Annotated in this window: 22 protein-coding genes; 14 read left to right on the top strand and 8 right to left on the bottom strand. The window is 41.1% G+C overall.

Translation table 11 applies throughout. The features are described from left to right. Positions 1-69 precede the first annotated feature (69 nt). Together V7K98_RS06400 and V7K98_RS06405 are read right to left on the bottom strand one after the other, a co-directional pair. A complete protein-coding gene (locus V7K98_RS06400) occupies positions 70-810 on the bottom strand; it encodes a Uma2 family endonuclease (protein ID WP_335019979.1) in 741 nt (246 codons plus the stop codon). Positions 811-860: 50 nt separating this feature from the next. Beyond that, positions 861-1,658 (bottom strand): HAD family hydrolase, encoded by a 798-nt coding sequence (locus V7K98_RS06405; protein ID WP_335019980.1) that lies wholly within the window; start codon positions 1,656-1,658, stop codon positions 861-863. Positions 1,659-1,762: 104 nt separating this feature from the next. Here V7K98_RS06405 and V7K98_RS06410 point away from each other — a divergent pair, with 104 nt between their 5' ends. The 8 genes from V7K98_RS06410 (at position 1,763) to V7K98_RS06445 (ending at position 11,354) form a co-directional block, all read left to right on the top strand. Beyond that, positions 1,763-2,572, top strand: a complete 810-nt coding sequence (locus tag V7K98_RS06410; protein ID WP_335019981.1) for a hypothetical protein — start codon at positions 1,763-1,765, stop codon at positions 2,570-2,572. A 1,152-nt stretch (positions 2,573-3,724) separates the two neighbouring features. Beyond that, positions 3,725-4,048, top strand: coding sequence for a hypothetical protein (locus tag V7K98_RS06415; RefSeq protein ID WP_181154152.1), 324 nt, complete (start codon positions 3,725-3,727; stop codon positions 4,046-4,048). Positions 4,049-4,930: 882 nt separating this feature from the next. Beyond that, complete coding sequence (locus tag V7K98_RS06420) at positions 4,931-6,910, top strand: DNA cytosine methyltransferase (RefSeq protein WP_335019982.1); 1,980 nt, start codon at positions 4,931-4,933, stop codon at positions 6,908-6,910. 49 nt (positions 6,911-6,959) lie between these two features. Continuing rightward, complete coding sequence (locus tag V7K98_RS06425; protein WP_335019983.1) at positions 6,960-8,228, top strand: hypothetical protein; 1,269 nt, start codon at positions 6,960-6,962, stop codon at positions 8,226-8,228. A 220-nt stretch (positions 8,229-8,448) separates the two neighbouring features. Continuing rightward, positions 8,449-10,479 (top strand): FAD-dependent oxidoreductase, encoded by a 2,031-nt coding sequence (locus V7K98_RS06430; RefSeq protein WP_335019984.1) that lies wholly within the window; start codon positions 8,449-8,451, stop codon positions 10,477-10,479. Next, positions 10,470-10,658, top strand: a complete 189-nt coding sequence (locus V7K98_RS06435) for a hypothetical protein (RefSeq protein WP_335019985.1) — start codon at positions 10,470-10,472, stop codon at positions 10,656-10,658. Before V7K98_RS06430 ends, V7K98_RS06435 begins: the two co-directional genes overlap by 10 nt. Positions 10,659-10,704: 46 nt before the next feature. Beyond that, positions 10,705-11,025, top strand: a complete 321-nt coding sequence (gene clpS, locus V7K98_RS06440; RefSeq protein ID WP_442940398.1) for an ATP-dependent Clp protease adapter ClpS — start codon at positions 10,705-10,707, stop codon at positions 11,023-11,025. 5 nt (positions 11,026-11,030) lie between these two features. Next, positions 11,031-11,354: a DUF2103 domain-containing protein gene (locus V7K98_RS06445; protein ID WP_335019986.1), complete on the top strand. Its 324-nt coding sequence runs from the start codon at positions 11,031-11,033 to the stop codon at positions 11,352-11,354. Positions 11,355-11,401: 47 nt separating this feature from the next. Here V7K98_RS06445 and V7K98_RS06450 read toward each other — a convergent pair whose 3' ends face one another. Continuing rightward, entirely contained in the window at positions 11,402-11,722 is a 321-nt protein-coding gene (locus V7K98_RS06450) for a hypothetical protein (protein WP_335019987.1), read from the bottom strand. Between the two features lie 110 nt (positions 11,723-11,832). On the opposite strand from V7K98_RS06450, the gene V7K98_RS06455 reads away from it, so the two are divergent. Together V7K98_RS06455 and V7K98_RS06460 are read left to right on the top strand one after the other, a co-directional pair. Then, positions 11,833-11,988 (top strand): hypothetical protein, encoded by a 156-nt coding sequence (locus tag V7K98_RS06455; protein ID WP_335019988.1) that lies wholly within the window; start codon positions 11,833-11,835, stop codon positions 11,986-11,988. Positions 11,989-12,092: 104 nt separating this feature from the next. Further along, entirely contained in the window at positions 12,093-12,926 is an 834-nt protein-coding gene (locus V7K98_RS06460; protein ID WP_335019989.1) for a hypothetical protein, read from the top strand. Between the two features lie 103 nt (positions 12,927-13,029). Here V7K98_RS06460 and V7K98_RS06465 read toward each other — a convergent pair whose 3' ends face one another. The 3 genes from V7K98_RS06465 to V7K98_RS06475 all read right to left on the bottom strand — a co-directional run bounded on the left by V7K98_RS06465 (position 13,030) and on the right by V7K98_RS06475 (position 17,027). After that, on the bottom strand, positions 13,030-13,287 hold the full coding sequence (locus tag V7K98_RS06465; RefSeq protein ID WP_335019990.1) for a hypothetical protein: 258 nt from the start codon (positions 13,285-13,287) through the stop codon (positions 13,030-13,032). A gap of 13 nt (positions 13,288-13,300) precedes the next feature. Beyond that, entirely contained in the window at positions 13,301-13,789 is a 489-nt protein-coding gene (locus V7K98_RS06470; protein ID WP_335019991.1) for a molybdenum cofactor biosynthesis protein MoaE, read from the bottom strand. A gap of 115 nt (positions 13,790-13,904) precedes the next feature. Further along, on the bottom strand, positions 13,905-17,027 hold the full coding sequence (locus V7K98_RS06475) for an MFS transporter (protein WP_335019992.1): 3,123 nt from the start codon (positions 17,025-17,027) through the stop codon (positions 13,905-13,907). 612 nt (positions 17,028-17,639) lie between these two features. Here V7K98_RS06475 and V7K98_RS06480 point away from each other — a divergent pair. The 4 genes from V7K98_RS06480 (at position 17,640) to V7K98_RS06495 (ending at position 20,764) form a co-directional block, all read left to right on the top strand. Continuing rightward, positions 17,640-18,899, top strand: coding sequence for a histidine kinase (locus V7K98_RS06480; RefSeq protein WP_335019993.1), 1,260 nt, complete (start codon positions 17,640-17,642; stop codon positions 18,897-18,899). Between the two features lie 111 nt (positions 18,900-19,010). Continuing rightward, on the top strand, positions 19,011-19,481 hold the full coding sequence (locus tag V7K98_RS06485; RefSeq protein WP_335019994.1) for a BON domain-containing protein: 471 nt from the start codon (positions 19,011-19,013) through the stop codon (positions 19,479-19,481). A gap of 171 nt (positions 19,482-19,652) precedes the next feature. Next, the gene (locus V7K98_RS06490) at positions 19,653-20,087 is read left to right on the top strand and encodes a CAAD domain-containing protein (RefSeq protein ID WP_335019995.1); all 435 of its coding nucleotides are present in this window, start codon (positions 19,653-19,655) and stop codon (positions 20,085-20,087) included. A gap of 266 nt (positions 20,088-20,353) precedes the next feature. Then, complete coding sequence (locus tag V7K98_RS06495) at positions 20,354-20,764, top strand: hypothetical protein (protein ID WP_335019996.1); 411 nt, start codon at positions 20,354-20,356, stop codon at positions 20,762-20,764. A gap of 309 nt (positions 20,765-21,073) precedes the next feature. On the opposite strand, the gene V7K98_RS06500 is transcribed toward V7K98_RS06495, so the two are convergent. After that, on the bottom strand, positions 21,074-22,552 hold the full coding sequence (locus V7K98_RS06500; protein ID WP_335019997.1) for an alpha-amylase: 1,479 nt from the start codon (positions 22,550-22,552) through the stop codon (positions 21,074-21,076). Between the two features lie 112 nt (positions 22,553-22,664). Then, positions 22,665-23,291 carry a DUF1003 domain-containing protein gene (locus V7K98_RS06505; RefSeq protein ID WP_335019998.1) on the bottom strand — a complete coding sequence of 209 codons (627 nt, stop codon included), beginning with the start codon at positions 23,289-23,291 and terminating at the stop codon, positions 22,665-22,667. Positions 23,292-23,812: the final 521 nt, after the last annotated feature.

Here is a 23,812-nt window from a genome sequence, read left to right on the forward strand (position 1 = left end):
ATTGTTTACTGCCACTAATGAGAGCAATTATCCTGAGCTATAGCAACTTCTGGAATTACACCCTGCATATTACTGAATAGTGTCGGGGTCTACATTTAGCGATCGCAACCTTGCCTTTAACTGTTCTATCTTCAATTCTGCCTGTTCTGCTCGTTGGCGTTCTTGTTCTGCTCGTTGGCGTTCCTGTTCTGCCAATGCTTCGGCTTGCTGCCTTGCTAATACTTCTTGCCGTAAAACCTGTACAAGTTCATCAGGGATGAGTAATTTTTCTCCTGTATCTTCTCGATAAAACCCAATTAACCTTCCCTCAATCACCAAGCGCAGTTGTAGCGGTTCACTGCGTCCATCCTGTATAGGTTCGTAGATTTCTCCCCGCAGGCGATAGCCACGTAACTGTTGTTCTACCCACTCACCTTTAGGGTCAAATAGCCAGTATTCTTTGACACCTAGCTGCTCATAGAGAGTCTTTTTGAAGATTTCGTCTTGTCCTTTAGTACCAAAGGATGTCATTTCAAAAATAACTGTGGGTACTTGACCCTCTTCCCAAATTTTATAGTTGTCTCGACCACCGGGTGCAACATCAAAAATCACCATTACATCTGGGGCTACCCGCAACTTAGGAAAACCCTGTGCGTAATAAAGAAATTGATTTCCTAAGACTGTTGCTTGACGGTCTGCCAAATACTGTTTTAGGACTTCCAGGGTAGTTAGCAAGGCATAAAGGTGATCGTAGGTTTCTGCCACTGGTTGACCATCAGCACTGGGATAAAAGATTTCTAATTCGATACCAACAGGTAAAGTAGCCGTCATGGTTGTAAAATCAGTGCTACAAAATTATTGTAGAGCAAGTTTGGCTCTCCCTAACTTGGGATGTGCAAGCTTTTCAAAATATAACTAGATAACTCACAAAATCCTTCGCCTTCAGCAGCATTGGTAATATAAGCAGGGTGATATTTTAACTGATTCATATATTCCAGAACATTTGCCACACCTACAGAAACAGGAAAATAACGCCGATCGAATAAGCTTTCATCATTGGGACTATCGCCCACAGTAACAATTTGTTCTGGTGAGTACTGGGGCAAATATTCGCGCAATACCTGCAATAATCCTACAGCTTTATCTTGTCTTTGGGGTTTAATGTGACACTGCACGTTGCTATAGGTAAATCCCCAACCCATTTGTTGACAAAGATTATCTAGGGTTTGTAGTTCATCTTGACTCAAACCAGCTACATCAAAAGTCCAGTCGGTGATGCGAAAGCGATTATCAGCAGATTCTTGGATTTGGGGAAATTTAGTTTGTAAATACTCAAAAGTTGTAGCCAAGTGCTGGCGATGTTGAGCTAAATCGGGAATAGGTGTTAATACTATTGGTTTCTGATTCCCAGGTGGAAAGTACAAACCGCCATTTTCTGCCATCCCACCTGCCACAGGCATAATCGCACTCAATCCACTTACCCAGCCAGCAGAACGTCCTGTGACAATCAGTACCTTAATGCCAGCTGCCGCTAAATCCTCTAAAGCTTGCAGCAGTGCGGCAGTAAATTTTCCTCGTCTAGTTAGAGTGCCATCCATATCGGTGGCTATCAGACGAATATTGCTAAAACTTGTAGATGAAACCTCAGACAGGGCAAGGAAGTTCCGGTGTCTGGACATAGGCGGTTTGTAAAAGGCTGTAAAAAATATTAATCATACAGCAAGATGGCATGGAAGATTTGGGCATCCTAAACATCAGGAGTCAAGTTTTTCAGTTTGCAACCATGTCCACTTCGATGTTTCTTGCCCAATTACAAGGGTCAAAGCCTAAAAAAGCAACCCAGGAAGTGCCAGCAAGTAATCCTCAAATACCACCATTATTGTTGGTAACTTCTGGAGGACTGGCTTTAGCGGTGATTGCTTTAATTGTCTATAGTAAGCTCCAGAAGGATAAGCTGGAGAAAAAACTTAAGTTTGAACAATTCCGGGCGCGAGAATTAGAGAAAAAGTTTAAGCTGGCGCTGGAAACGATTCGCAAAATGGAAACTAATCCCGATTTGGTCAACTCACGGGATTTTAACCTAGATTATCTGCGAATGCGGATGTCAGAGGAGGTGTTTCATTTTGCAATCCTTAATCAGGTGAAGATTCAGATCAAAGAAAAAGTTACTCAAGCTCTGCGTCCAAATCAAGCACAACAAGGATCTGTCGGAATTGCTAATAGCTCTGGACGACAAGTAGATGAAACTTTTGATGTAGAGTATGAAACTGGGAGTCCAGGGAACTCTGCTAAACGAGTGCTGTTTCGCATTCAAGTCCGGTTAATGAAGTTACCCACGCAAGCAACTTCTGCGACTATTAGTCAAATTATTGACTGTATAGAAACTTATCTAAGTCCAATAGAAAATGAAGATAGTTGGCAACCAACACTTCAGGGTCGGATTGCTACTATGCATTGGGATCAAAAGGCTAAACCCACGCCTCTACTAGTGCTGGAGCAATCGAATGAAGGCGTGAATGTGACTTTTCGTACTAGTCGTCAACCAAATTCCCCAACTCCGCCAAATCAAACTGGAATGAAAAAATCAGGCTAGGCTAGACAGTAAATTATGACTTTGAGTAGGTAGACGTAATTAAATGTAATAGATTAAGGACTGACGAACTGTACAAAATGACTTTTATCTGCATTACTAAATTCGCTGTTCTAGGCTAGCGTGGGCGTAGCCCACCGTAGGCATCGTTAGCTAATAGTGAAAAAATCAAACTTGATGCTTGAAAATCTGTATACATATTTAGCTATTTATGTCAATACTTAGTAGCCTTTTCAAGGTGACTCCAAAAATTTCTTTTTTGCTTTGTGTTCTCTGTGCCTATACGGTTAAAAAGTAAATATTTAACTGCTTCGGGCGCAGATAGGACTCATGCAAACAATAGCCGAAACTTTAATACTCAAGTAGGGCCAATTTGTGAATTGGCCCTACCGCCTGTAGTTTTGCATCAGTTTCAAACAGAAATGGTATAACCTATGCTACTGTTCGTGACTTAAGTCTCTTCTATTCATCATAACAACATAGTGATCGCCTACGTCTTAGGATATAAAGATTTTGAAAATATGTTCTAGTCCTAAATATCAATAATTTTATTAATTAGTAGTTATTTTTGACACTACACAAGCTTTAGCAGAATATATAAAAATCCAGTTTGATTCCTGAAATTAATTAGCTTATTAGGTAAAAGGCAGCAGGGAAAAGGATTATAGAAAATTAAGGCATACCGAGTTTTTTCCAAAAATCAAATAGGAATCCTATACAAAAAAGCAGAAACTATCTCTCTTGATAAAGGTAAAACTTGAAATTTACTAACTTTAAAGGAATAGTTTAGCTGGATAAAGCAAGGTCTACGACGGGGTATGCCTATCCTTGTTGGGTTGTTCACAATTATTCATTTTTAGATTGGAGTTTTAAGATATTAAGCAGTAATACTCACTGATTTATTTACATTTCTTGACCTTCAACCTTCCAAGTAAAGTTTATTGTCTTTTAAATTAAACAGCCTCCATCAACTGCTAATCTTCTAATTAGTGAAAGTAAAGTTTGAGCGTAATTATATGCGTCTCAACTGCTTAACAAAGCTTAAAAGTTGGATAATTAGCGTTAATTTTATAGCGATTAGTTAGTTATTTAGGAATCTCCAAGAGTTTATATTCACAGAGTACACAACTTCTACAAACTGAACTCCGAAACACGATGATGAATCATTACTCACTTCAATGGATTGAGGCATGGTGCCAAGAAAATGGCTGGACAGATTTATTTGTAGAGCGACGTAACAACTTCTGGGCTTTTCCGCCAGGTGGCGTAATGCCAGAACCAATCCCAGTGAATGTTCTCAGAGTGATTAAAGCTGAGAAGGGATTAACTTTTGAAGAAAGATTGTGGTCGATGTCCGCAGTAATTGGAACAATTTTAGCTGTTCTTTTTACCTTTTGGTTTCAGTCGCCGATGCCACTAGTTTTAGCTTTCGCTTTTAACGCTGTTACAGTGGCTCAATTTGAACTTGAAGATGCCTAAATTTTTGTTTTGGGCTTTGGTATTAAAAACTGCTCTTGTCTAGTTTCGGCAAGAGCAGTTTTTAATTTCAGAAAAAGAGACAAAATCAGCACATATCTATAGTTTATCTTTAGGGTAGGGATTGAACTTGGGCAGATTTTTTCATGTGTAGGTTGCGATCGCAATTATCTTAAAACAGTTCAGTAAAATAGATACAACTTACAAAATTTACAGCGGATGTACTAACGCAAGTGCGCGAACGGGCCACATCTGTATTAATCGAAGCGGAGCGATAGCGTAAGAGTGTGGTGAAGAAAACAGAAGAAAGCCTAAAATGGCTTTTTCGAGTGACGCTTTCCTGACGGGCGAGAGCAGCCGCTTGGCAGGGCAGTTTCATTCCCTAAAAGGCTCTGATTTACAAGCGTTTCAAGCAAAAAAGTCAGGTGACTAAAAAATCTATCTGATTGGGCAAGAAAATCGCGTAGGCGTAGCCCGTCGTAGACATCGCACTGAAATTTAGTCGTTGAGGTGGTAGCTTTTCGATGACCAAATCAAGCAAGTTTCTGACTCATACTCTTGACAAAATATCTAAGAGATCGAATGAAACTGCCCTGGTAGCCGCTTGGAAAAAAGCTATTAGCGTGCAGAGCTTCCCGACCTTGAGGCGACTTAGGGGGACTTTAGCACGAGAAACAGACAATTTACCATTTCCAAGAATCTTTGCAACACATCAATCTCTGAATAAGCCCAACCTACGCTTTAGCCCCTCATCCCTTGCATCTATAGCATCTATAGCGGTTTTCAGATAGATAGAATACACTACTTTAGTCTCTAGCCTCTAACCCCTTTGTCCCACTGACGAATATTGTACACAATCTCCAAGCGCTATATTTAGATTACGTAATGCAACAGTTGTCTCTTTTCTCTGATGTGTCTAGCTCTGAGCCAATGAATACAAATTGGTTCCAGAATATTTTAGCCATTCTTGCAGTGAGGCAAGAATCAGCATGGACTGATAATTTTGGTAAATCTCTCCGCCAATGGCTGATTCAACAAGGACATACTCCTATTAAAACACTCAGCTTATTTTCTGGTGGTGGTGGGTTAGACATTGGATTTCATGATGCTGGCTTTGAAATAATTCAAATGGTAGAACTTGAAGCCAAGTATGTTCAGACTTTAAAAAAGAATTCCTTACCAGATAAGTGGCTAGCAGGTTCTGAACCTATCTGCATTGATATTAGAGAGTATTTACCTGAATCTCATCTAACAGTAGATTTTATTATTGGAGGCCCTCCTTGTCAAACTTTCTCTGCTGCCGGACGTAGGGCGGCAGGAGTGTCTGGAACAACTGATGTTAGAGGTACACTTTTTCAAGAATATGTTCGTATTCTGAATGTGTTTAAGCCTAAAGGATTTCTATTTGAAAATGTATACGGAATTACTGGTGCCAATGGAGGCAAAGCTTGGCAAGAAATTCAAGAAGCTTTTAGAGAAGTTGGCTATAATATTTATTTTCGTATTCTTGATGCCGCTGATTATGGAGTACCTCAACATCGGGAGCGTTTATTTATTGTTGGATTAAAAGAGGGTGAATATTTATTTCCCTATCCTACTCATGGCCCTGATTCTCTTAATCAAAATTCTTATTATTCAGCAGGAGAAGCTGTAGAAGGCGCTGATATTTCAGAGGTTGAAACAGGTTTAGGTTTAGGCGGACGTTTTGGACATCTGCTCGAACATATACCACCTGGACTAAACTATAGTTTTTATACAAAAGAGATGGGTTATCCTAACCCCATATTTAGCTGGAGGTCAAAATTTTCAGATTTCTTGTATAAAGCAGATCCAACAAATCCAGCACGAACAATTAAAGCACAGGGAGGACAATATACGGGGCCTTTCAGTTGGGAAAATCGAAGATTCTCGATTGCAGAGTTAAAGAGATTACAGACTATTCCTGATGACTATGAACTTATTGGGAATAGGCAAGTTTCTATTGAACAAATTGGAAATTCAGTACCTCCTCAACTTGGTCGGATATTGGCTCTTAGTATTCTAGAACAAGTAATTAAATTTGAATTATCTTTTCCTATAGTTTACTTACCTGAAAATAAAAAACTAGGTTTTCGGCAGCGTAAAAGAAAGTTAACCGAAATTTATTCTAAAAAGGCTAAATCTGCAATTGCAGATTTATGTAAAACAGGAAAAATTTTATCTGTACCTCGTTTTCAATATGAAAACAAAGGAAAAATGATCAGATTTTTATCTGCTGATTTCTCTTGGAAAAGTGAACAAAGCCCTGAATGTGCGAAAATTTATATATCATACGATTTGAATGATTCATGCTGGGCATTCACAGCAGGTATCAATGATAATTGTGAAGAAGATCAATTCGTTATAGATATTAATCCATCTTATGGTCACGATGAATGGGTTCTGGGAACACATTCAGTTAAGCTTTGTGGTAAGACTCTTGATATACAGTTATATACATCTCTTTGGAAAGCTTTTGAAGAAAAGTTAACTGAAGCTACAGGAAAAGCGGATTTAGTTCAGTTATCTGGATATTATCAATACAATGCCCGAATTAGTGGAATAATAACTTTTCATCCTCTGTTGAAAGTAAAACCACTTTGGCGTGTAATCCAATGTGTGACGAGGTGTATTGGTACTGCTACTCAACTTTCGGCTACAGAGCTTGCAGACCGATGGGGTGTGAAAGGAGAAGATGTTTTCTCCTATCTTCAGTCTCTACGAGCTATAGGTTATGAAGTTAGAAATAGTAACACAAATCCACAAATTCCCAAAGGTGAGTATTTGATTCCTTACGCTTTTCCTACGCTAAATCCTAAAAGTGTGCAACTTCGCAAAAGTCTATAAACACATCATGAATGAGCTACACCTGAGAGTCTACATAAACAGAAGTGAGTTGGTTTTACCTGATGGAACAATTCAATACTTTCAAGAAGGAGGAATGAGTCAAGCTGCAAAGACACGGTACAAAAAAATAGCAGCAGAATTGTCTGGAGGTTACTTAGAGAGACAAATTTTATTTTGCAGAGATTTTTCATTGAATCTTGATTTCTTGCCACTGATTCCAGCACATAAATATCTTTTAGATAGACTTGTACAGTCAGTCACTAGCGAAGTTGGTAGAGCATTAGTTGGTTTGTCAATTCTACAGTTGTGCGTTAAGGCAATTGAGGCGGAACAAAGTATTAGGTTACATAAAGGTAGTACGGCTAAAAGAGACTTTTCTTGGTGTGATGGTATTTCTATGCGTTCTCTTGATAGGCAATACATTACACCTGTATTACGAAAATATGAACTACTGAAATTGAATGCGGATGGTTTCATGATGACACGGAGTCTAGCAGAAAATTATCCATATTCATCTGTATATAAAGCAAATATAAGAGGCGCACGTTCTGAATGGATAAATCTTGTTGAGGCAATTGAGAAAGATGAAATAGTTTCTGAATTAGCACTACGCTATCTCCTTTCACAACTACTCAATCAAGCGGATAACTTTAGAAGATTAGCTTCCCAGACTATTGAGAATTTGACTTTATTTTTGGCAGCAACAATTATTGATAAAGGAATTTCATTAAGTATTATACTGCGTCATATTAATCAATCTGATTATGCCGCTCGTTTAATGGAGATAGCCATGCATAGTTTAATGCAGGCTATGCAAGAATATCAAGCTTTTCCCAACGGTTTGCTAAAACCACTTTCGCAAATGCGTTCAGCCAATAAGAAGCATGGCAATATCGGTGATATTGAACTTTTAGAAGATAGGCAAATTGTCGAGGCTTGGGATGCTAAGTATGGTAAGTCATACTTGCGAGATGAGATTGAGGAGTTATCAGAAAAACTGGAAATACATCCCGCCGTTAAAAAGGCTGGTTTCGTTACAAGTCTTGAAGCTGAACGCATTGATGAATTGGTATCTAGATGTCTTGAAATTGAAGAAATATTTGGAATATCTCTTGAGATACTTACTTTTGAGGAATGGGTAGAGCTACAGTTTACTCGTACATTAGCAGAAGAGGTTGCAACTGAACAAGAACTTGCTTCTGCTTGGCTCATAGCTTACACAGAATCTTTAGCACAGAAACGCCGGGACATTGCTCCAATTGACGAGCCATGTTATCAATGGCTGCTTAAACTAAACGAGACTCTGATAAGTCAATAGCTGAATGTCGCTCATATTCAAGAATTGGGTGAAGTGAGAATTGAACCAGGCGCTCACCTTATTTTATTAAGATTTTCACTTGTTTGAGCCTGCTATTCGCTTCACAAGTTAATCCCACGCTATATCGCGTAGATTACCTTGTGAAGAATCGCTTGAGTTAAACATTTACTAGATGCTACCTTCTACAAGGTGACACAGGATTTGGAGCGGTTTTTTAACCATGAAGCACAGACACAAAGTAGCTTATAGCTTAACATCGCTGATCGGTTTCAATTTAATATCGACCTTAGTTGCATTTGATTCTGCGAACGCTATACCACCAAGAACCCCAGATAAAAGTGTAAACTGCGAGATTTTGGTTGTGGGTGGTGGACTATCTGGTGTCGCCACAGCTTACGAGGGGTTGCTAGCAGGACGAACGGTTTGTCTGACAGAAATTACTGACTGGCTGGGAGGACAAATTTCTTCTCAAGGGACATCTGCGTTAGACGAACGCCCAACTCAGCGAACTCTCAAATTCTATTCTCGCGGCTACCTGGAATTGCGAAACCGCATTGGGCGCAAATACGGTAAACTTAACCCCGGTGATTGCTGGGTAAGTGAATCCTGCTTTCTTCCCCGCGATGCTCACGCCATTTTGACCGATATGCTCAAAGATGCTGAGAAGCAGGGCAAAGGGAAGTTGCAATGGTTTCCCAACACGGTAATTAAGGATTTGGAAATCGCTGCTGATGGCAAAATAATTAATAGTGCGATCGCTATTCAACATCAACCACCAAAATTAGCACCACCTCTCAATACCTATACTTTATCTCAAACTATTGAAGATTCTTATAGCTACGAAAACTCATCTCGATTTAGCAAAACTATTCTCCGTTTCGTTCCCAAGGCAGCGAAAGGGGATGCTCCGAAATGGTACATCGTAGATGCCAGCGAAACTGGAGAAATTATTGCCCTTGCTGATGTCCCTTATCGATTAGGGATTGATGCCCGTTCTTACCTGGAACCCTCTGCTTCCAGCACCAACAACGATCCTTATTGCCCTCAAGGATTTACCTACACCTTTGCAATGGAGGCAACTAAGGAACCGCAACCGCAGAGAATGCCCCCATTCTATTTACAATACGCTCCATATTTTAGCTATGAATTAACGCGACTGGCTAACTTTGATTTAGTTTTCACTTATCGTCGCATTTGGAGTCCAAACAAAGGGAAACCTGCAAAATTCGGTGGTGTAAGTTTTGATGCTCCGACACCAGGGGATATCTCGATGCAAAACTGGACTTGGGGTAACGACTATCGCCCTGGAACAGCCCAAGATAACCTGATTTACAGTCGCCAACAGTTACAAAGTACTGGGCAGTTAAACCCAGGGGGCTGGATGGGAGGACTGCGGACAGAAACCCTCCGCAAAGCTGAAGAAAATGCCATCTCTTTCTATTATTGGCTAGTAGCTGGGACTACAGATTCTCAACTGGGGGATGGTGTAAAGCAGCAGCAAAGCAATAACCGCTTTGTTTCGGGTTTAAATTCTCCGATGGGGACAGTTCATGGTTTATCGAAATATCCTTATATGCGTGAAGGACGGCGTATCATTGGCCGCCCCAGTTGGGGACAATCTGGTGGCTTTGGTATTTGGGAAATTGATATTTCTCGCCGAGATTACAACGATAAGTATTACTCCCAGACTCTGCCAGCAGATATGTATCGGAGGCTACGAGCAGCTGTTGCAGGTTTGGAAGCAGTATCAGTAATTGATGGTAAAGTCCCACCAGAGAAGGCAATGCGACGGACTCGTTCTACCATCTTCCCCGATGCTGTGGGTATTGGTCACTACGCTATAGATTTCCATCCTTGCATGGTGAATAGTCCCGCAGAAGCCCTTGGTAACACAGAACGTCCGGGTGAAAGGCGGGGTGCTGGCCAAGCTTATCCCTTCCAAATTGCTCTAAGGGCTATGATTCCCCAGAAAATTGATAATTTATTAGTAGGAGGCAAAAGCATTGCTACTAGTCATATTGCTGCTGCTGCCTATCGAGTCCATTCCTTTGAATGGTCGTCTGGCGCTGCTGCGGGAACTGTTGCTAGTTTTGCCATCAAAAATGCGATCGCACCCTACCAACTAGTCGATAACTTACCTAAACAAGAGCCACAACTCGAAGCTCTCAAACGGCTTTTGCAACAAAATGGCAACCCCACCGCCTTCCCTGATACATCCATTTTTAACGAAAACTGGGATAATTGGCGATAGGGAATTTGGCATTGGGAATTGGGCATTGGGCATTGGGCATTGGACATTGGGCATTGGGCACTTTTTACCAATACAAAATTCCAACTCTTAATTCCCCATTCCCCATTCCCCATGCCCCATTCCCCATGCCCCATGCCCCATGCCCCATGCCCCATGCCCCAGACAATGGACTAAACTAGTTAGTTGTAGTTTTGTAAAATATTATTGACCAATTGTTTTATGTTTATGATAGTTTCAGCAGATGTTTTCGGGATGGCGACAACACCAACTATAGCTCCTGAACGCTCTAGTCAAGTTATCCGTAAGACTTATCCCAATTACAAAGTGATTGTATTAAATGATGATTTTAATACATTCCAACATGTGTCTGAATGTTTGATGAAATATATTCCAGGGATGAGTGGCGATCGCGCGTGGGATCTGACTAATCAGGTACACTATGAAGGTCAAGCGATCGTTTGGGTCGGCCCTCAAGAACCTGCGGAACTCTATCACCAGCAGCTGCGCCGAGCAGGTTTGACAATGGCACCTCTAGAAGCAGCTTAATTATTATGGGCAAACCCACCGCAGATTCACTCCGGGCAACTTCACAAAAACCTGCCAGACTAGTTTGGAATCACTCGACACACCTTTCTGGTCTTATCCCAATTTTAGAACGTCTTTGTCAACAAGATGGCATCCAAACTGTAACGCCGGGAGTGATTAGCCGATCGAGAGGTCATTGTCCAAAAATGCAACTGCGTATCTCTGTACCAATTCGCGGCGGCTATAAAGTAATTGCCCGGCAGGGGAAGACAGTACAAGAAGTATTTATTTTGACACCTCTGGCGCAGTCAGAACTGGAAACGGCATTAGCGATCGCAATGAGGTCTTAATCATCCCCAATGCCCAATTCCCAATTCCCAATTCCCAATTCCAATGTCTACTCTTCAACACGGTGGACTGCAAATTTGTGTAGTGGCAGACTAAGAATGCACGAGAAAGTTAAGAAATATGACAGAGCAGTAGTTATTTTCAAAGTCATAACTACAGATTCCCATTCTGGTAAAATTATTTTCTCTATGCCAAAAGCTACACAGTAAACTAGCCAATAAGTAAAGCTCATTCTAAACAGAATCACCTCTGTTTCTTCGACTTCACTTTTTTGTTGCTTACTGTCCCATAGTAACACCAGTCCAAGAATGCAAGCTACAAAAGAAACAGCAACTACAAATTCGTGACAAAATATATTTAACGAATGCATTTGTGTTTATTCCCACATTTTTCAGTTAAAGATCAGTCTAAAGGAATATTCCTTGCAGAAATACAAATTATTTACAAACCTCAATAGAGGAATGGAAATTATGTAAACAAATGCAACAAAAATTGTTTTTTTGCAAATATAAATATTATTTAATAATTTTCTTAGAGTTTAAAATAATTTGTCCTATATTTCCAGTAGGAATGGCTGAAGAAGAAAATATCCATTCTGGAATTGAACAAGCGATCGCTATAGCGGTTCTCAGTTGAGTAGGTACTGAACGCCACCCCCAACCCCCTCCCCGCAGGCGAGGAGGGGGCTATGAGGCGATCGCCATATTTATCTTTAAATCTCCCAAATCTTAAAAAAGAATATGAATTTAGTTCCGGCTAGCGATCGCACTAAAAAGCGAGTTTTCCCTTATGCTGCTATTCTGATCGGTCTTACCGCAGCCTTGTTAAATTCTGCATCCCTGGCACAATCAACAAGAGGAAATACTTCCGATCAATCACCTTTACCACAAGCTTATCTAGATGCAGTAGAGGATGCAAAAATTGCAGAACCTCGTAAAATTTATCGAAACTTGACTCCGATTGTTTCGTATAACTCCGATCTCAAATGGGACAAAAGCCGGGTTTTAGTAGTAGCCTGGACTAGCTTTGCTGGATATGCAGATAATTTGGGTAAAGTGATGCTTTTACCACGCGATTTATGGGTTACGGCTGCTCCAGACTTACAAAAATTCTGCAAAACTTACCGTTCCACTAGCCCGATATCTTTAGAGTATCGACTGAACCAATTATTGGGTTTACCTCCAGACTCTGCAACTACAACCAGATATGTTGTTGAACTTTGGGTAGAACCGCGATCGCTCTTTCGTCCTAGTCGAGATCCTAGCATTAGCGATCGTGAGGCAGAACTAGAATTTCCTTTGCCTAATGCCTTTGAGTCAATTTCAACGAGCTATCAAGATTGGTTTACCCAGCAATTTAAGAGCCGCTACGGTTCACCAAGTGACTCATCAACTACCGTTGTTCATTATCCGTGGACACAACTAGGATACACTTACGACTGGGGAAGTCAAAGTGATTGGCAAAGCCTTGATGCCAAGCGATCGCCCCACGTTGGTTTAAGCGAATTCGTGATTAGAGAATGGTCACAAGTAAGTGTTAATTCTACGCAAAGCGCTAAAGAATATTGTAAATAAGAGACTTGCAACAAGAGGAACAGGGACTGTTATACATTGATAGCGGCGCATTTAGCCGTTTTGCCCAATTGCTAAGTACAACATTTGATTAATTCGTAGCAAATTAAATTTGGCAATACCTTGCAATGCCAATGCGTGCCTCTGCAATGCCAATGCGTGCCTCTGCAATGCCAATGCGTGCCTCTGCAATGCCAATGCGTGCCTCTGCAATGCCAATGCGTGCCTCTGCAATGCTAATGCGTGCCTCTGCAATGCCAATGCGTGCCTCTGCAATGCCAATGCGTGCCTCTGCAATGCTAATGCGTGCCTCTGCAATGCCAATGCATCCCTCTGCATTAAAAACGCTACGCTTATTATGCAAAACTAAAACTGTACTAAAAACAATTTTCTCCTAACTGTTCGCAAGCAGCAATACTCACCCAACGACTAGAACCATCTTCCCAATGTTCTTTTTTCCATATAGGTGCCTTGTGTTTGAGGGTATCAATAGCATATTGACAAGCTTCAAACGCCTCACTCCGATGAGGACAACCCACTGCTACTAAAACGCTAATTTCTCCAACTTGCAAACGTCCGGTGCGATGATGAATCACTACCCGATTCACATCAGAGGTAGATAAGCGAATATCAGCAGCAATTTGATAAAATACCAGCAATGCCATAGGTTCGTAAGCTTGATATTCTAAAGCAATCACAGGTTTACCATCAGTTTGATTGCGAACTACGCCACTCATTACAACTACAGCACCGTTGGCTGGATCTTCAGACTTGGCATAGATTTCTTCAAGAGACAATGGTGCAAAGCTAATGGCAAAACTATCTTCGGCTCTTGGTTTAACAGCAGAGTTAAGTGTAGTTGTCATAATTGCATTTTTATTTATGTGGGCTTTTTCTATTGTCCCTAAAAAAAGTGGTATTCATTCTTTAGAAATGAATACCACTTTGTATTTTTTCAAAATTCCTGATGAGGGAGATATTTTAACCAGGTAGAGTTAGCCCAGTCACAGCGATCGCACCAGCGATCGCACTAGCTGCAAGGGAAGTTATAGCTGTCCCAAATATCCACCAAGCAGCATTTGCAACGGTTTTTTTGCTTTCTTCGGCTTGCTTTTTAGCTTGATCTTGAATCGCTTTCAAACGTTTTTGGGTTTCTTTCTGGATGCGTTCGGCTCGTTGCAGTACGCCATCCCGCGCTGATTCTATTTGATCGATAATGCGATTAGCGTCTGCCTCAGAGATATCCTCACGAGAACTGATGACAGCAACTAAGGTGTCACGATCGAATTCACTGAGGCGATCGCGCAATGCTTCAAATCCAGCTTGTGGATCGTCAAATACTTTGGCAAAGTCTTGCTTAATGCCTTCATAGTTGAGTTCGGAACGATCCAGGGAGTTAAGATAGTTGCGAACTTTCCCAAAAACTCCATCCAGCACTGATTGCACCCTTTCCTGGATCTGCTGAAACTGTTCGACAATGGAACTGCGAACCGAATCAATTTGATCCACAATTCGGTTAGCTTCTTCTTCTGAGATATCCTCACGTTGGGATAATAGCGCCACAATTGTCGAACGATCGAATTTGGAGGCGCGATCGCTTAAACTACCAATTCCAGCGCGGGGAGAAGACAGTAGCAATTGTAAATCGCGTTTGATTCCTTCAGGGTTGAGTTCGTCTTTGTTGGTATTACGCAGATATTCTTCAAGATTGGCTTCAAAATCTAGAGCTGCTTGAGTGGTACGTTTTGCTAAACGTTTTGGCGCTCTGATAATATCACCAATGGCATCTTGGGCGCGATCGATGATCTGATTAACTTGCTCTTCGCTCAAGTCTTTGCGCTGACTGACAAGTTTAACTAAGGTTTCTCGATCGACATTAGATAAGCGATCGCGCAGTGCTAAAGCCCCAGCTTTTGGATCGTCGAGTAATTTTTCCAAATCGCCTCTGATACCTTCTGGATCGAGTTCTTCCAAGTTGGTATTGCGGAGATATTCAGCGATCGCTTTGGTAGTTTTTTCGTACTGTTCTTTGGCTTGCTGCGGTACTTGCAAAATACTATCTCGGACTGATTCTAGCTGATCGAGAGTTTGATTTACCTGTTCTTCGCTCAAATCTTGGCGCTGACTGAGCAATTGTACCAATGTATCGCGGTCAAATTGCGATAGGCGCGATCGTAACAAGCTAATTCCAGCTTGCGGATCGTCTAGTAAAACTTTAAACTCACGTTTGATCGCTTCAGGATTAAGTTCGTCTTTGTTAGTATTCCGCAGATAGTCTTCAACTCTTTGACGCAGTTCATCAGCTTTTGCTTTTGCTTGTTCTTGCAATTCTCTAGCGCGATTCAAGACATTATCGCGGTTGCGTTCGAGTTGACTAACAATATTATTAGCTTCCTCTTCGCTAACATCTTGACGCTGTTGCAGCAATTGTACAAAAGTATCGCGGTCAAATTGTCCAAAGCGGCTACTTAAATCTTCAAAGCCAGCTTGTGGATCTTCTACTAACTTGGCGAAATCCCGTTCAATACCTTCAGGGTTGAGTTCTTCTTTCCCCGTGGAACGTAGATAATCTTCGATGCGCGTGCGGAAATCTTGCCCTTTTTCCCGTGTTTGCGCCTGTTTTACAGTCTCTAAAACTTCCAGGCGATCGCTTTCCATTTGTTCAACAATTTCTTTCACCCTGGCTTCGCTGATATCACCACGCTGCTTAAGTAAATTGGTAAAATATTCTTGATTGATTTCTTCCAACTCTCGTCTCACAGTTGTCGGATCTGCATTTACGTCATAGATGACTTCTTTAAATTCATCTACTAGCGTAATTCGGTTAAAATGCCAAGGAAACGAATTTAATATGTACTCTTCTACATCTGCCTTAATTGCATTTTCCAGTGATATTGGTAATTTTGCCGATACTTGCTCACTTGCCTGCTCTCTAAACTTTTTAAATTGTTCTGTGACTTGATCGATATCAACATCTTGAACTTTTTCTTTCAGCTTTTGCAACTGAGTTGTAATTTTTTTGACATCGATATTAGAAAAGTTTACGCGCTCCAGAACTGCTGGTGCAGCAGCACTCAAACCATACTGAATAGCTTGCTTGATTACACCATTGCCATTACCACCGCCAAGTGTAACCAGTTGTTGGAGTCGTTCACCCAACTGCTCAGAATTCAGTTCTTCAGGGGTGGCAGATTTAAGTAAATTGATTACTTGTTCTGTGGGATTCTTGCGATTTAAAGCCTGTTGCCAAGCGCCTTGAAATTGGTCAGCAATGCCACTTATATCTTCTTTAGATAAATCTGTGCGACTGCTGATTAAATCAACAAATGTTTGGCGATCAATATTTTGCAATAAGTCGCTATTAGCAAGAGATTGCAAATCTGTATCTTTAAGAAGCTGGTCAAATTGGGTACGAATTTCTTTAATATCCAGCTTTGGTAATTGTAGAGAACTTAAAGAACTTTGGAGGGTATTTTTAATCCCTTCAGAATCAAAATCTGAAGTTAATTCCCGCCGGACTGCGGCTGTAATATCTTCAGCAGTAGAAACTAACTGTTTTTTAGCAGCATTAGCACCAATACCAGCAGTTGCTGTACCCATCAAAGCTTGAAAACCAGAAGTGACAGTATTAGATATAGAACCAATTAAAGAACCTACTGCCGATGAACCGAACCAAATTACTAGTGAGAAATAGGCAGACCAAATTACTACGCCAACGATTGATCCTAGAAATGCACTTTCGATTAAGCTCAGTTTTACCGCTAGAAAACAAGCAATAAATAATGCAATGCTAGCGGTTATTAACACCCAAGCACCAACTTTGCTTTGAACTTTACGAATTGTTTTACCCAAACCTTCTGACTCATCATCAGAATCTGAATCAATTTCCCAAGATGAAATTCCGACAGCGACTGAGAAGTTTGTAAATAACAATTGAAAAGCAAAAGCCATTAAGACCCCAGCTAGCAATGCTACCAAAATTTTAGGGCCAGAAAAAACTACTGATGCTTCTTCTGGAGTTAATACTTCCTGAGCTAAAGTTATTGGCGCTAATCCAAAGGACTGGCAGTTCCATCCCCAAATAGTTAAAACACCTTGAAACATAGGACTTTTTCACTTTTTTTGAATTCAATTAAATAACCATTTATAAAATGGCTTACCTATCAATTTAGTTACCAGTTAGATAGAATGACACTTTCTTAGGTAAGAAGTTTGTTTGCCAAAAGTTGTATTTTACAAAAAATAGATTATTTTCTTAGCTTTAAACTAATAAAATAATGTAAGGCTTGGTGGTTTTGGAACTTAATAAAACTAAAACAAAATAGAATCTGCTTTATTTAGTTTTATTTTATGCCGAAGTTTCACCCCAATCTCCTTGCAAGCGGCGGCTTAATTGTTACTATTTATAGTTTTGGGTTCCTCTCTAAATCTACTTTTAACAAGTATTATTATTTAGGAATTATACTAAATTTTAAATAAATTTTAAATTCGACTTACGTTAACAATCAAATAGCTCACATCTAATTCTTATAACTATATACATTGTTTGATACTTAAAGATTTTTACTACCTTTAGATGAAAACACCTATGCCTAATGATAGAGGCAAAAATTCTTCCAAGCGATTGATGAAAACTAAAACTAAACATGTATTAATAAGGGTTATTAGGAGCTATAAATTAGTGAATAATTGATTTTTGCTGAGGAGATAAAGATAATGGTTGTAGGTCTACATAAACGTGGTGTAGGTGTATTTTCTCATCGTCGAGATGTTGAACATGCGCTACATGAATTAAAAAAAGTCGGTTTTGACATGAACAGAGTCTCTGTCATTACCGAAGATGGAGACAAAGATGATATTGCTGGGGCTGAAGTGCGCGATCGCGTCGGCGATAAATCTGACGATGGCGCTAAAGTCGGAGCCGCTACAGGCGGTGCTTTGGGCGGATTGACTGGTTTATTAGTCGGTCTTGGAACTTTGGCAATTCCTGGAATCGGGCCAATTATGCTGGCTGGAGCCGCAGCAACAACCCTAGCTACAACTCTCGCGGGCGCTGGTATTGGTGCAGTAGCTGGTAGTTTGCTCGGTGCATTGATTGGTTTAGGAATTCCCGAAGAACGAGCTAGAGTTTACGACGAACGTGTAAAACGCGGACACTATTTGGTCATCGTTGATGGCACAGATATAGAAATCACAAGAGCAGAAGCAATTCTCCATCAGGGTGGTGTCGAAGAATTTGGTATTTATGACAACCCAGATGCTAGAAATGCTGATTATGTCGCTCCAACCCCTAATGTTAATGTCGCTGATAGTGGTGTTGCAAGACGCGCGATTGGAGTCTTTTCTCATCGCCGAGATGCGGAAGCCGCAATCACAGAATTAAGAGATACAGGTTTTCCCTTAAGTAGAGTCTCCATCATCGCCAAAGATGCAAACAGTCATGGAATCGCTGGTGTAGATGTAGATAAAAACGTTGGTGCAGGTAATAAAGCTGACGATGGTGCAAAAACTGGAGCCGCTACAGGCGGTGTTCTAGGTGGTTTGACTGGCTTATTAGTTGGACTTGGAACTCTAGCAATTCCTGGAGTCGGGCCTGTGATTGCTGGTGGCGCAGTAGCAACAGCTTTGGCGACAACCTTAGCTGGTGGCGCGATCGGTGCGGCGGCTGGCAGTATTGTTGGCGCACTGGTTGGCTTGGGAATTCCTGAACATAGGGCGCAAGTTTATAGCGATCGCTTCCAAAGAGGCGACTACTTAGTAATTATCGATGGTACAGAAACAGAAATCCACCAAGCAGAAGCGATTCTCAACCGTCGAGGTATTGAAGAATTTGCGATCTATGATGCCACAGATGTCAGCCAGCATCCGCATCACAATACAGCAGTTGTTAATAGCGATCGCACCAATTACTCAACAGACCTTCATGGAAACGATCCTGCTGTAGTAATTGTTGACCGTCGCGATCAAACACTCTAATCCAAAATAATAGAATTCATTCTGAATTCTGTTGCGATAATTTGAAAGCTTTGCTCCTCACTTCTGCCGTAAAAATCAACTAATTTCACTTTTTGATTGCGAATTAAACCTATGCAAAAGCTAACCCCCTTCTTAATTAGTGCCCTTTTAGTCTTTGGTGTTGCTGCTTGTGATAACGCTTCTAAAACAAGTGAATCTGCACCCAATAACCCTAACGAAGCTGCACAAACACCTACTGCACAAACAACAGAAGCTTCTCAAAAAGACGCACAAAGTGAAGTTCGCAGAAGACAACTTAATTCTGATATCCGTGCCCGCGAACAGCGCAATGATGCCACTGGTGGCGATGCAGACAGAGCTAAGGGTGACTTAGCAAGTGAAGTTCGCTCCAAACTAGAGGCAAACATACCCAAGGGTCAAATAACAGTTGATGCCACAAAGGATGGAGTTGTCACTGTCGGAGGAACTGTCAACAATCAGCAGGAGTTGGCTAAAATTGAAACTTTAGCTAAACAAATTAAAGGTGTCAAATCTGTAGTTGTTAAAGCAACTATTGCTCCACCAACAGGTAAACCACAATAAATCGAAGTGAGTAGGTAGGCAAAATTAAATTTAGATGCTCCTACTCAGGATTAATGGTCAGTTATACTTATTACTGACCATTAAGAATTGATAACTGACGATCTGAATAATTATATTTATTGATGCTCAGTTCCGTTACAGTAACTTTTGTAATCACCGAAAATAAAAACTATGGAAACCGAACAACAACAACGTGAATCGATCAATAACTCCTTATCACAAGGTACGCTAGCACTTGAAGGTGTAGATACTCTAAACTTGCCAAAGTTACCACCAGCATCTGAACCTGAATCTCAATTGCAGCAGATTAGTAGACAAGTTTCTCAATTTTTAGAGAAACTACCCGAATACTTAGGTAGCTTTTTTCAGGATTATAAGCAGCCTCTAATAACTGTTGCTTTAATTTTGACCGCCATTGTTACAGCTAGGTTAGTACTAGCAGTACTAGACGCAATCAATGATATTCCACTACTGTCGGCATTCTTTGAATTAGTTGGAATTAGTTACGGTACTTGGTTTATTTCCCGTTATCTGTTGAAGTCTTCAACTAGACAAGAATTAACTCAGGAAATTCAATCATTGAAAAATCAATTTCTGGGCGAATAAATTTTTCAGCCATTCAACTAGCATACTGTGGAAACTTATCTACTTTTCGTTCAACAAGGGGCTTAAGCCTCTTTTTTCGTATAATTAACCTAAATTAAAAGTGTTTAACAGGACTTAATATTAGTATCTCTGATACATCAAAAGATAGAGGAAATACCATTATATTTATTTTTAAATCACTTCTCAAGATAGTAGGACGAAGATAAAAAATAGCCTAATCTAGGTTTTGAAGTTATTTAATAGATTCTTTAACGAGGACATAAATTATGGCTAATAATGAAGCAGTTAACAGAGATATAGATTCATCCGATCGCGCTGAAGTAGATACTTACGATCGCGGCATTATCCCAGCCGAAACAGCTGCTCGAATGGAAAGAGAAGGAAGTAACTACAAAACACTCCCCACAGAAGAAGGGGAAGCTGATGCAGCGACTGATGACCAAACCGATCCAGCAAGTGTACGCACCACCGACGGCTATACTATGGACAAAGAAGGTTTGTTGAATAACTATGCAGTTGAACCGGAAATGTACTACGAAGAACCGGGTGATGCACGCAAACAAGCAGCTGAGGAAAAGGCAGCACGTATTGAAGAACTCGGAGAAGTTAATCAGGACGAAGAAGGCAAGTTAACCGAAAAGGGTGACAAACGCGGTAGAGGCCCAGGAATAATTTAGCTAACAAACTTTTTGCCCACATTCCGCAGGTTAGTTTTAAAATCTTGTATTGACACCATTGTTATTAACCGCTTTACATCCCCTGTCTACGAAACGTTGAGGCAGGGGTAAGCTGTTGCGCATTTAATTTGCCTAATTAGTGCGGGCAAGATGCCCACCCCACAAGAGATTTATTTTTTGAGGATGTAAATTAAAAGATTTTTAGCTTATTACAGCGATTCGATAAAATTGTGCGCTTGCTACTGCTTAAAAGAGAACTTAGGCAGTAACAAGCGCACAATTTTCTGCATGAATGCTACAAAACCCCGACTATGACTGTGGAACCCACACAGAAACAGAACCAGCACTGCATCGAAAATCAGCCCAGCCCTCATCATTCGTTGTGATAGGTTCGCTGAAATGTTCGGTGATGTCAATGTAAGCGCTGTTGGGTTGCCCAACTTCCATCCACTTAGTCCCCTCTTCCCCATTACTCAAAACAACCGCCATCCCGCCAGGATGTTCTTCATCTCCTAAGCGTGTCCAGCCGATTGTATTAGCGTGATCGAAATAATCGTATTGGTTGCCATAGGCATAGGTTTGACGGGCGTGTAAAAATTTATCAATTATCCATTGATGACTATCGAGCCAAATCTCATACTCATTGCCATCTGGGCCTTTATCTTTGTAATTAGCACCATAGTAATCAGCATAGAAGATACAAGGATAACCATCACTTCGCAGTAGGATCAACGCATAAGCCAACGGTTTAAACCAGGCTTCTACTACAGACTCCAATGACTGCAAAGGTTGAGAATCATGATTGTCAACTAAGGTGACGGCTAAAGCAGGTTGCTGTTGTACCAAGGTATTATCAAATATCTGCCGCATATCATAGCCATTGCCTTGTGTGCTGGCAGCGCTAAAGTTATAGTGCAATGGCGCATCGAACAACATCACATCGCCACCAGTGATGCTAATGAAATGGTGCAGCGCTTCAACTTCATAAGACCAATACTCACCGACGGCAAAGAGATCGCGACCTGCTTTTTGGCGACAGTGTTGCAGCCATTCTGGGAAAAAGCCAGCTTTAACGTGTTTAACGGCATCAAAACGAAAGCCATCTACCTGAGTGGTTTCTACAAACCACTCACCCCAGCGATTCAACTCGTCACGAACTTCTGGACTCTCCATATCCAGATCGCATCCCATGAGATAGTCGAAAGCGCCTTTTTCCAGGTCAACGTTGTCGTCAAATTTTTTATCTTTGAACAGATAAATTGCGTTCTCACCTTCGTTGTAAACGTTATAATCAACCGCGTCGAAGTGCCACCAGTGCCATTCCATATCGGAGTATTTGCCCTGGCGACCTGGGAAGGTAAAGTGAGTCCAGACTTTAATCTTTTGCATCTCACCGATTGCCTGGTTGCGATCGTCTGGACTATAGGGCGTTGCTTCCACTTCTTCTTCTTGGTCTGCACCTAACTTGTGATTGAGGACAACATCAGCGTACACTCGAATGCCAGCAGCTTTTGCCGCGTTGATAGCAGCGATATATTCGTCTTTTGTGCCGTACTTTGTGCGAACTGAGCCTTTTTGGTCAAATTCGCCTAGATCGTACATATCGTAGACCCCGTAGCCGACATCGTAGCCACCCCCTGTTCCTTTGTAAGCTGGGGGCAACCAAACAGATGTAACACCTGCATCAGCTAACTCTTTGACTTTCTCTTTAAACTCATTCCAAAGATTGCCATCTGGAGGGATATACCAATGAAAGTACTGCATCATTACGCCATTGAGTTGAGCCATCTGTATCCCTCCAGTAAAATATGACGATGAATTGTTATTACCGACACAAAAATTATACTTTAAGTTTTCTTTGATGTTTCTAAATAGAAAAAAATCTACTAAAAAATTGCGATTAACTCATATTGTTTTCTTCTGTGGATGACAGTTCTTCAGCTAGATTTTTCTGGAGTGCTTCCAATACTGCGATCGGGTCAGCAGCTTGCTGCATCAATTGAGCTTCCGAATCATGGCGATTGATCACATCAGGCAAATCGGTACGGAGTTCTTCTAATAGAGCAATAATCTTGGCAATTTTTTGCTCTGAGAGCAGGTTAAGCTGTAGCATCAGTTGCGATCGCTGTTCGGCAAAGTTTTCTTGGCGAGTTTGTCGTACTAGCACTCCGGTTGAAATCACCAATGCAGCCGCGTCTAAGCCTTGATTTGACCAGCTAAATGAGGGCAGGTTAAATGGCAAAAAGCGATCAAAAAAACTGCCAAAAATCCACAGAGTCAGCATGACTAGCAAACTATACAGAAATATGGCTCGCCCAAAGAATGTAGCGATCGCTTCTAGTATCCTCTGGTGGGCGGGAATATCTTGAACTGACTGGGTATGAAGTGAAATAATCGCTTCAATATTTTTTGCAATCGGATCTGGTAATGGAGCCGTAATCACTTGATTTCGAGAAGCTTTCTCTTTGAGTTTGTTAGCATCTGAACTGAAGTGTTTGTTGGCTGTGTCGTCTGCGTTGTGCCTCATGCAGCAGTTCCTGAATCTGGATGTTACTCGATTATTGCTTATCTAAGGCGATCGCCCTGCCGGAAAATGAAAAAAGAGGGGTCTAGCGCTTACTAAGCAACTGAGGTACAGCTTAACCCCCCCATAAAGAATAAGCTTTATCTCCCCTATCCTTAGCAAGGAGAGCAGGGTGGTTTCATACAACCAGAGAAAAACTGAAACTGGTTTTTAAAGCCTCTCCCCCCGTGGGGGAGAGGTTTGGAGAGGGGTCAAAATCTATGGTTCTACATGAGAAATCAAGACTTATGTATTTTTCTTTTTTCGTATGAAACCACCCTGCCTATCCTTAGCAAGGAGAGGGGTTAGGGGTTGAGGTTTTAAGATGTACTTCAATCATTTATTACATTTCCAATCTATCGCCTTCTTTTTTAAAATTGCTAGCTACTATGTTAGAGTCGGTGGGAGGTATTATCCTCCGCGCCTCTCTGTTAGAACCGGACGTGCGCCTTTCGGTGCATCCGGCTCCCGATATTCTTAGGGAG

This window comes from Nostoc sp. (assembly GCF_036917435.1).
In the GTDB taxonomy this organism is placed as follows: domain Bacteria; phylum Cyanobacteriota; class Cyanobacteriia; order Cyanobacteriales; family Nostocaceae; genus Nostoc.

Bases quoted from the DNA above. Each gene is read 5' to 3' on its own strand.
- V7K98_RS06400 (WP_335019979.1), bottom strand. From the start codon at position 810: ATGACGGCTACTTTACCTGTTGGTATCGAATTAGAAATCTTTTATCCC.
- V7K98_RS06405 (WP_335019980.1), bottom strand. From the start codon at position 1,658: ATGTCCAGACACCGGAACTTCCTTGCCCTGTCTGAGGTTTCATCTACA.
- V7K98_RS06410 (WP_335019981.1), top strand. From the start codon at position 1,763: ATGTCCACTTCGATGTTTCTTGCCCAATTACAAGGGTCAAAGCCTAAA.
- V7K98_RS06415 (WP_181154152.1), top strand. From the start codon at position 3,725: ATGATGAATCATTACTCACTTCAATGGATTGAGGCATGGTGCCAAGAA.
- V7K98_RS06420 (WP_335019982.1), top strand. From the start codon at position 4,931: ATGCAACAGTTGTCTCTTTTCTCTGATGTGTCTAGCTCTGAGCCAATG.
- V7K98_RS06430 (WP_335019984.1), top strand. From the start codon at position 8,449: ATGAAGCACAGACACAAAGTAGCTTATAGCTTAACATCGCTGATCGGT.
- clpS (WP_442940398.1), top strand. From the start codon at position 10,705: ATGATAGTTTCAGCAGATGTTTTCGGGATGGCGACAACACCAACTATA.
- V7K98_RS06445 (WP_335019986.1), top strand. From the start codon at position 11,031: ATGGGCAAACCCACCGCAGATTCACTCCGGGCAACTTCACAAAAACCT.
- V7K98_RS06450 (WP_335019987.1), bottom strand. From the start codon at position 11,722: ATGCATTCGTTAAATATATTTTGTCACGAATTTGTAGTTGCTGTTTCT.
- V7K98_RS06455 (WP_335019988.1), top strand. From the start codon at position 11,833: ATGCAACAAAAATTGTTTTTTTGCAAATATAAATATTATTTAATAATT.
- V7K98_RS06460 (WP_335019989.1), top strand. From the start codon at position 12,093: ATGAATTTAGTTCCGGCTAGCGATCGCACTAAAAAGCGAGTTTTCCCT.
- V7K98_RS06470 (WP_335019991.1), bottom strand. From the start codon at position 13,789: ATGACAACTACACTTAACTCTGCTGTTAAACCAAGAGCCGAAGATAGT.
- V7K98_RS06475 (WP_335019992.1), bottom strand. From the start codon at position 17,027: ATGTTTCAAGGTGTTTTAACTATTTGGGGATGGAACTGCCAGTCCTTT.
- V7K98_RS06480 (WP_335019993.1), top strand. From the start codon at position 17,640: ATGGTTGTAGGTCTACATAAACGTGGTGTAGGTGTATTTTCTCATCGT.
- V7K98_RS06485 (WP_335019994.1), top strand. From the start codon at position 19,011: ATGCAAAAGCTAACCCCCTTCTTAATTAGTGCCCTTTTAGTCTTTGGT.
- V7K98_RS06490 (WP_335019995.1), top strand. From the start codon at position 19,653: ATGGAAACCGAACAACAACAACGTGAATCGATCAATAACTCCTTATCA.
- V7K98_RS06495 (WP_335019996.1), top strand. From the start codon at position 20,354: ATGGCTAATAATGAAGCAGTTAACAGAGATATAGATTCATCCGATCGC.
- V7K98_RS06500 (WP_335019997.1), bottom strand. From the start codon at position 22,552: ATGGCTCAACTCAATGGCGTAATGATGCAGTACTTTCATTGGTATATC.
- V7K98_RS06505 (WP_335019998.1), bottom strand. From the start codon at position 23,291: ATGAGGCACAACGCAGACGACACAGCCAACAAACACTTCAGTTCAGAT.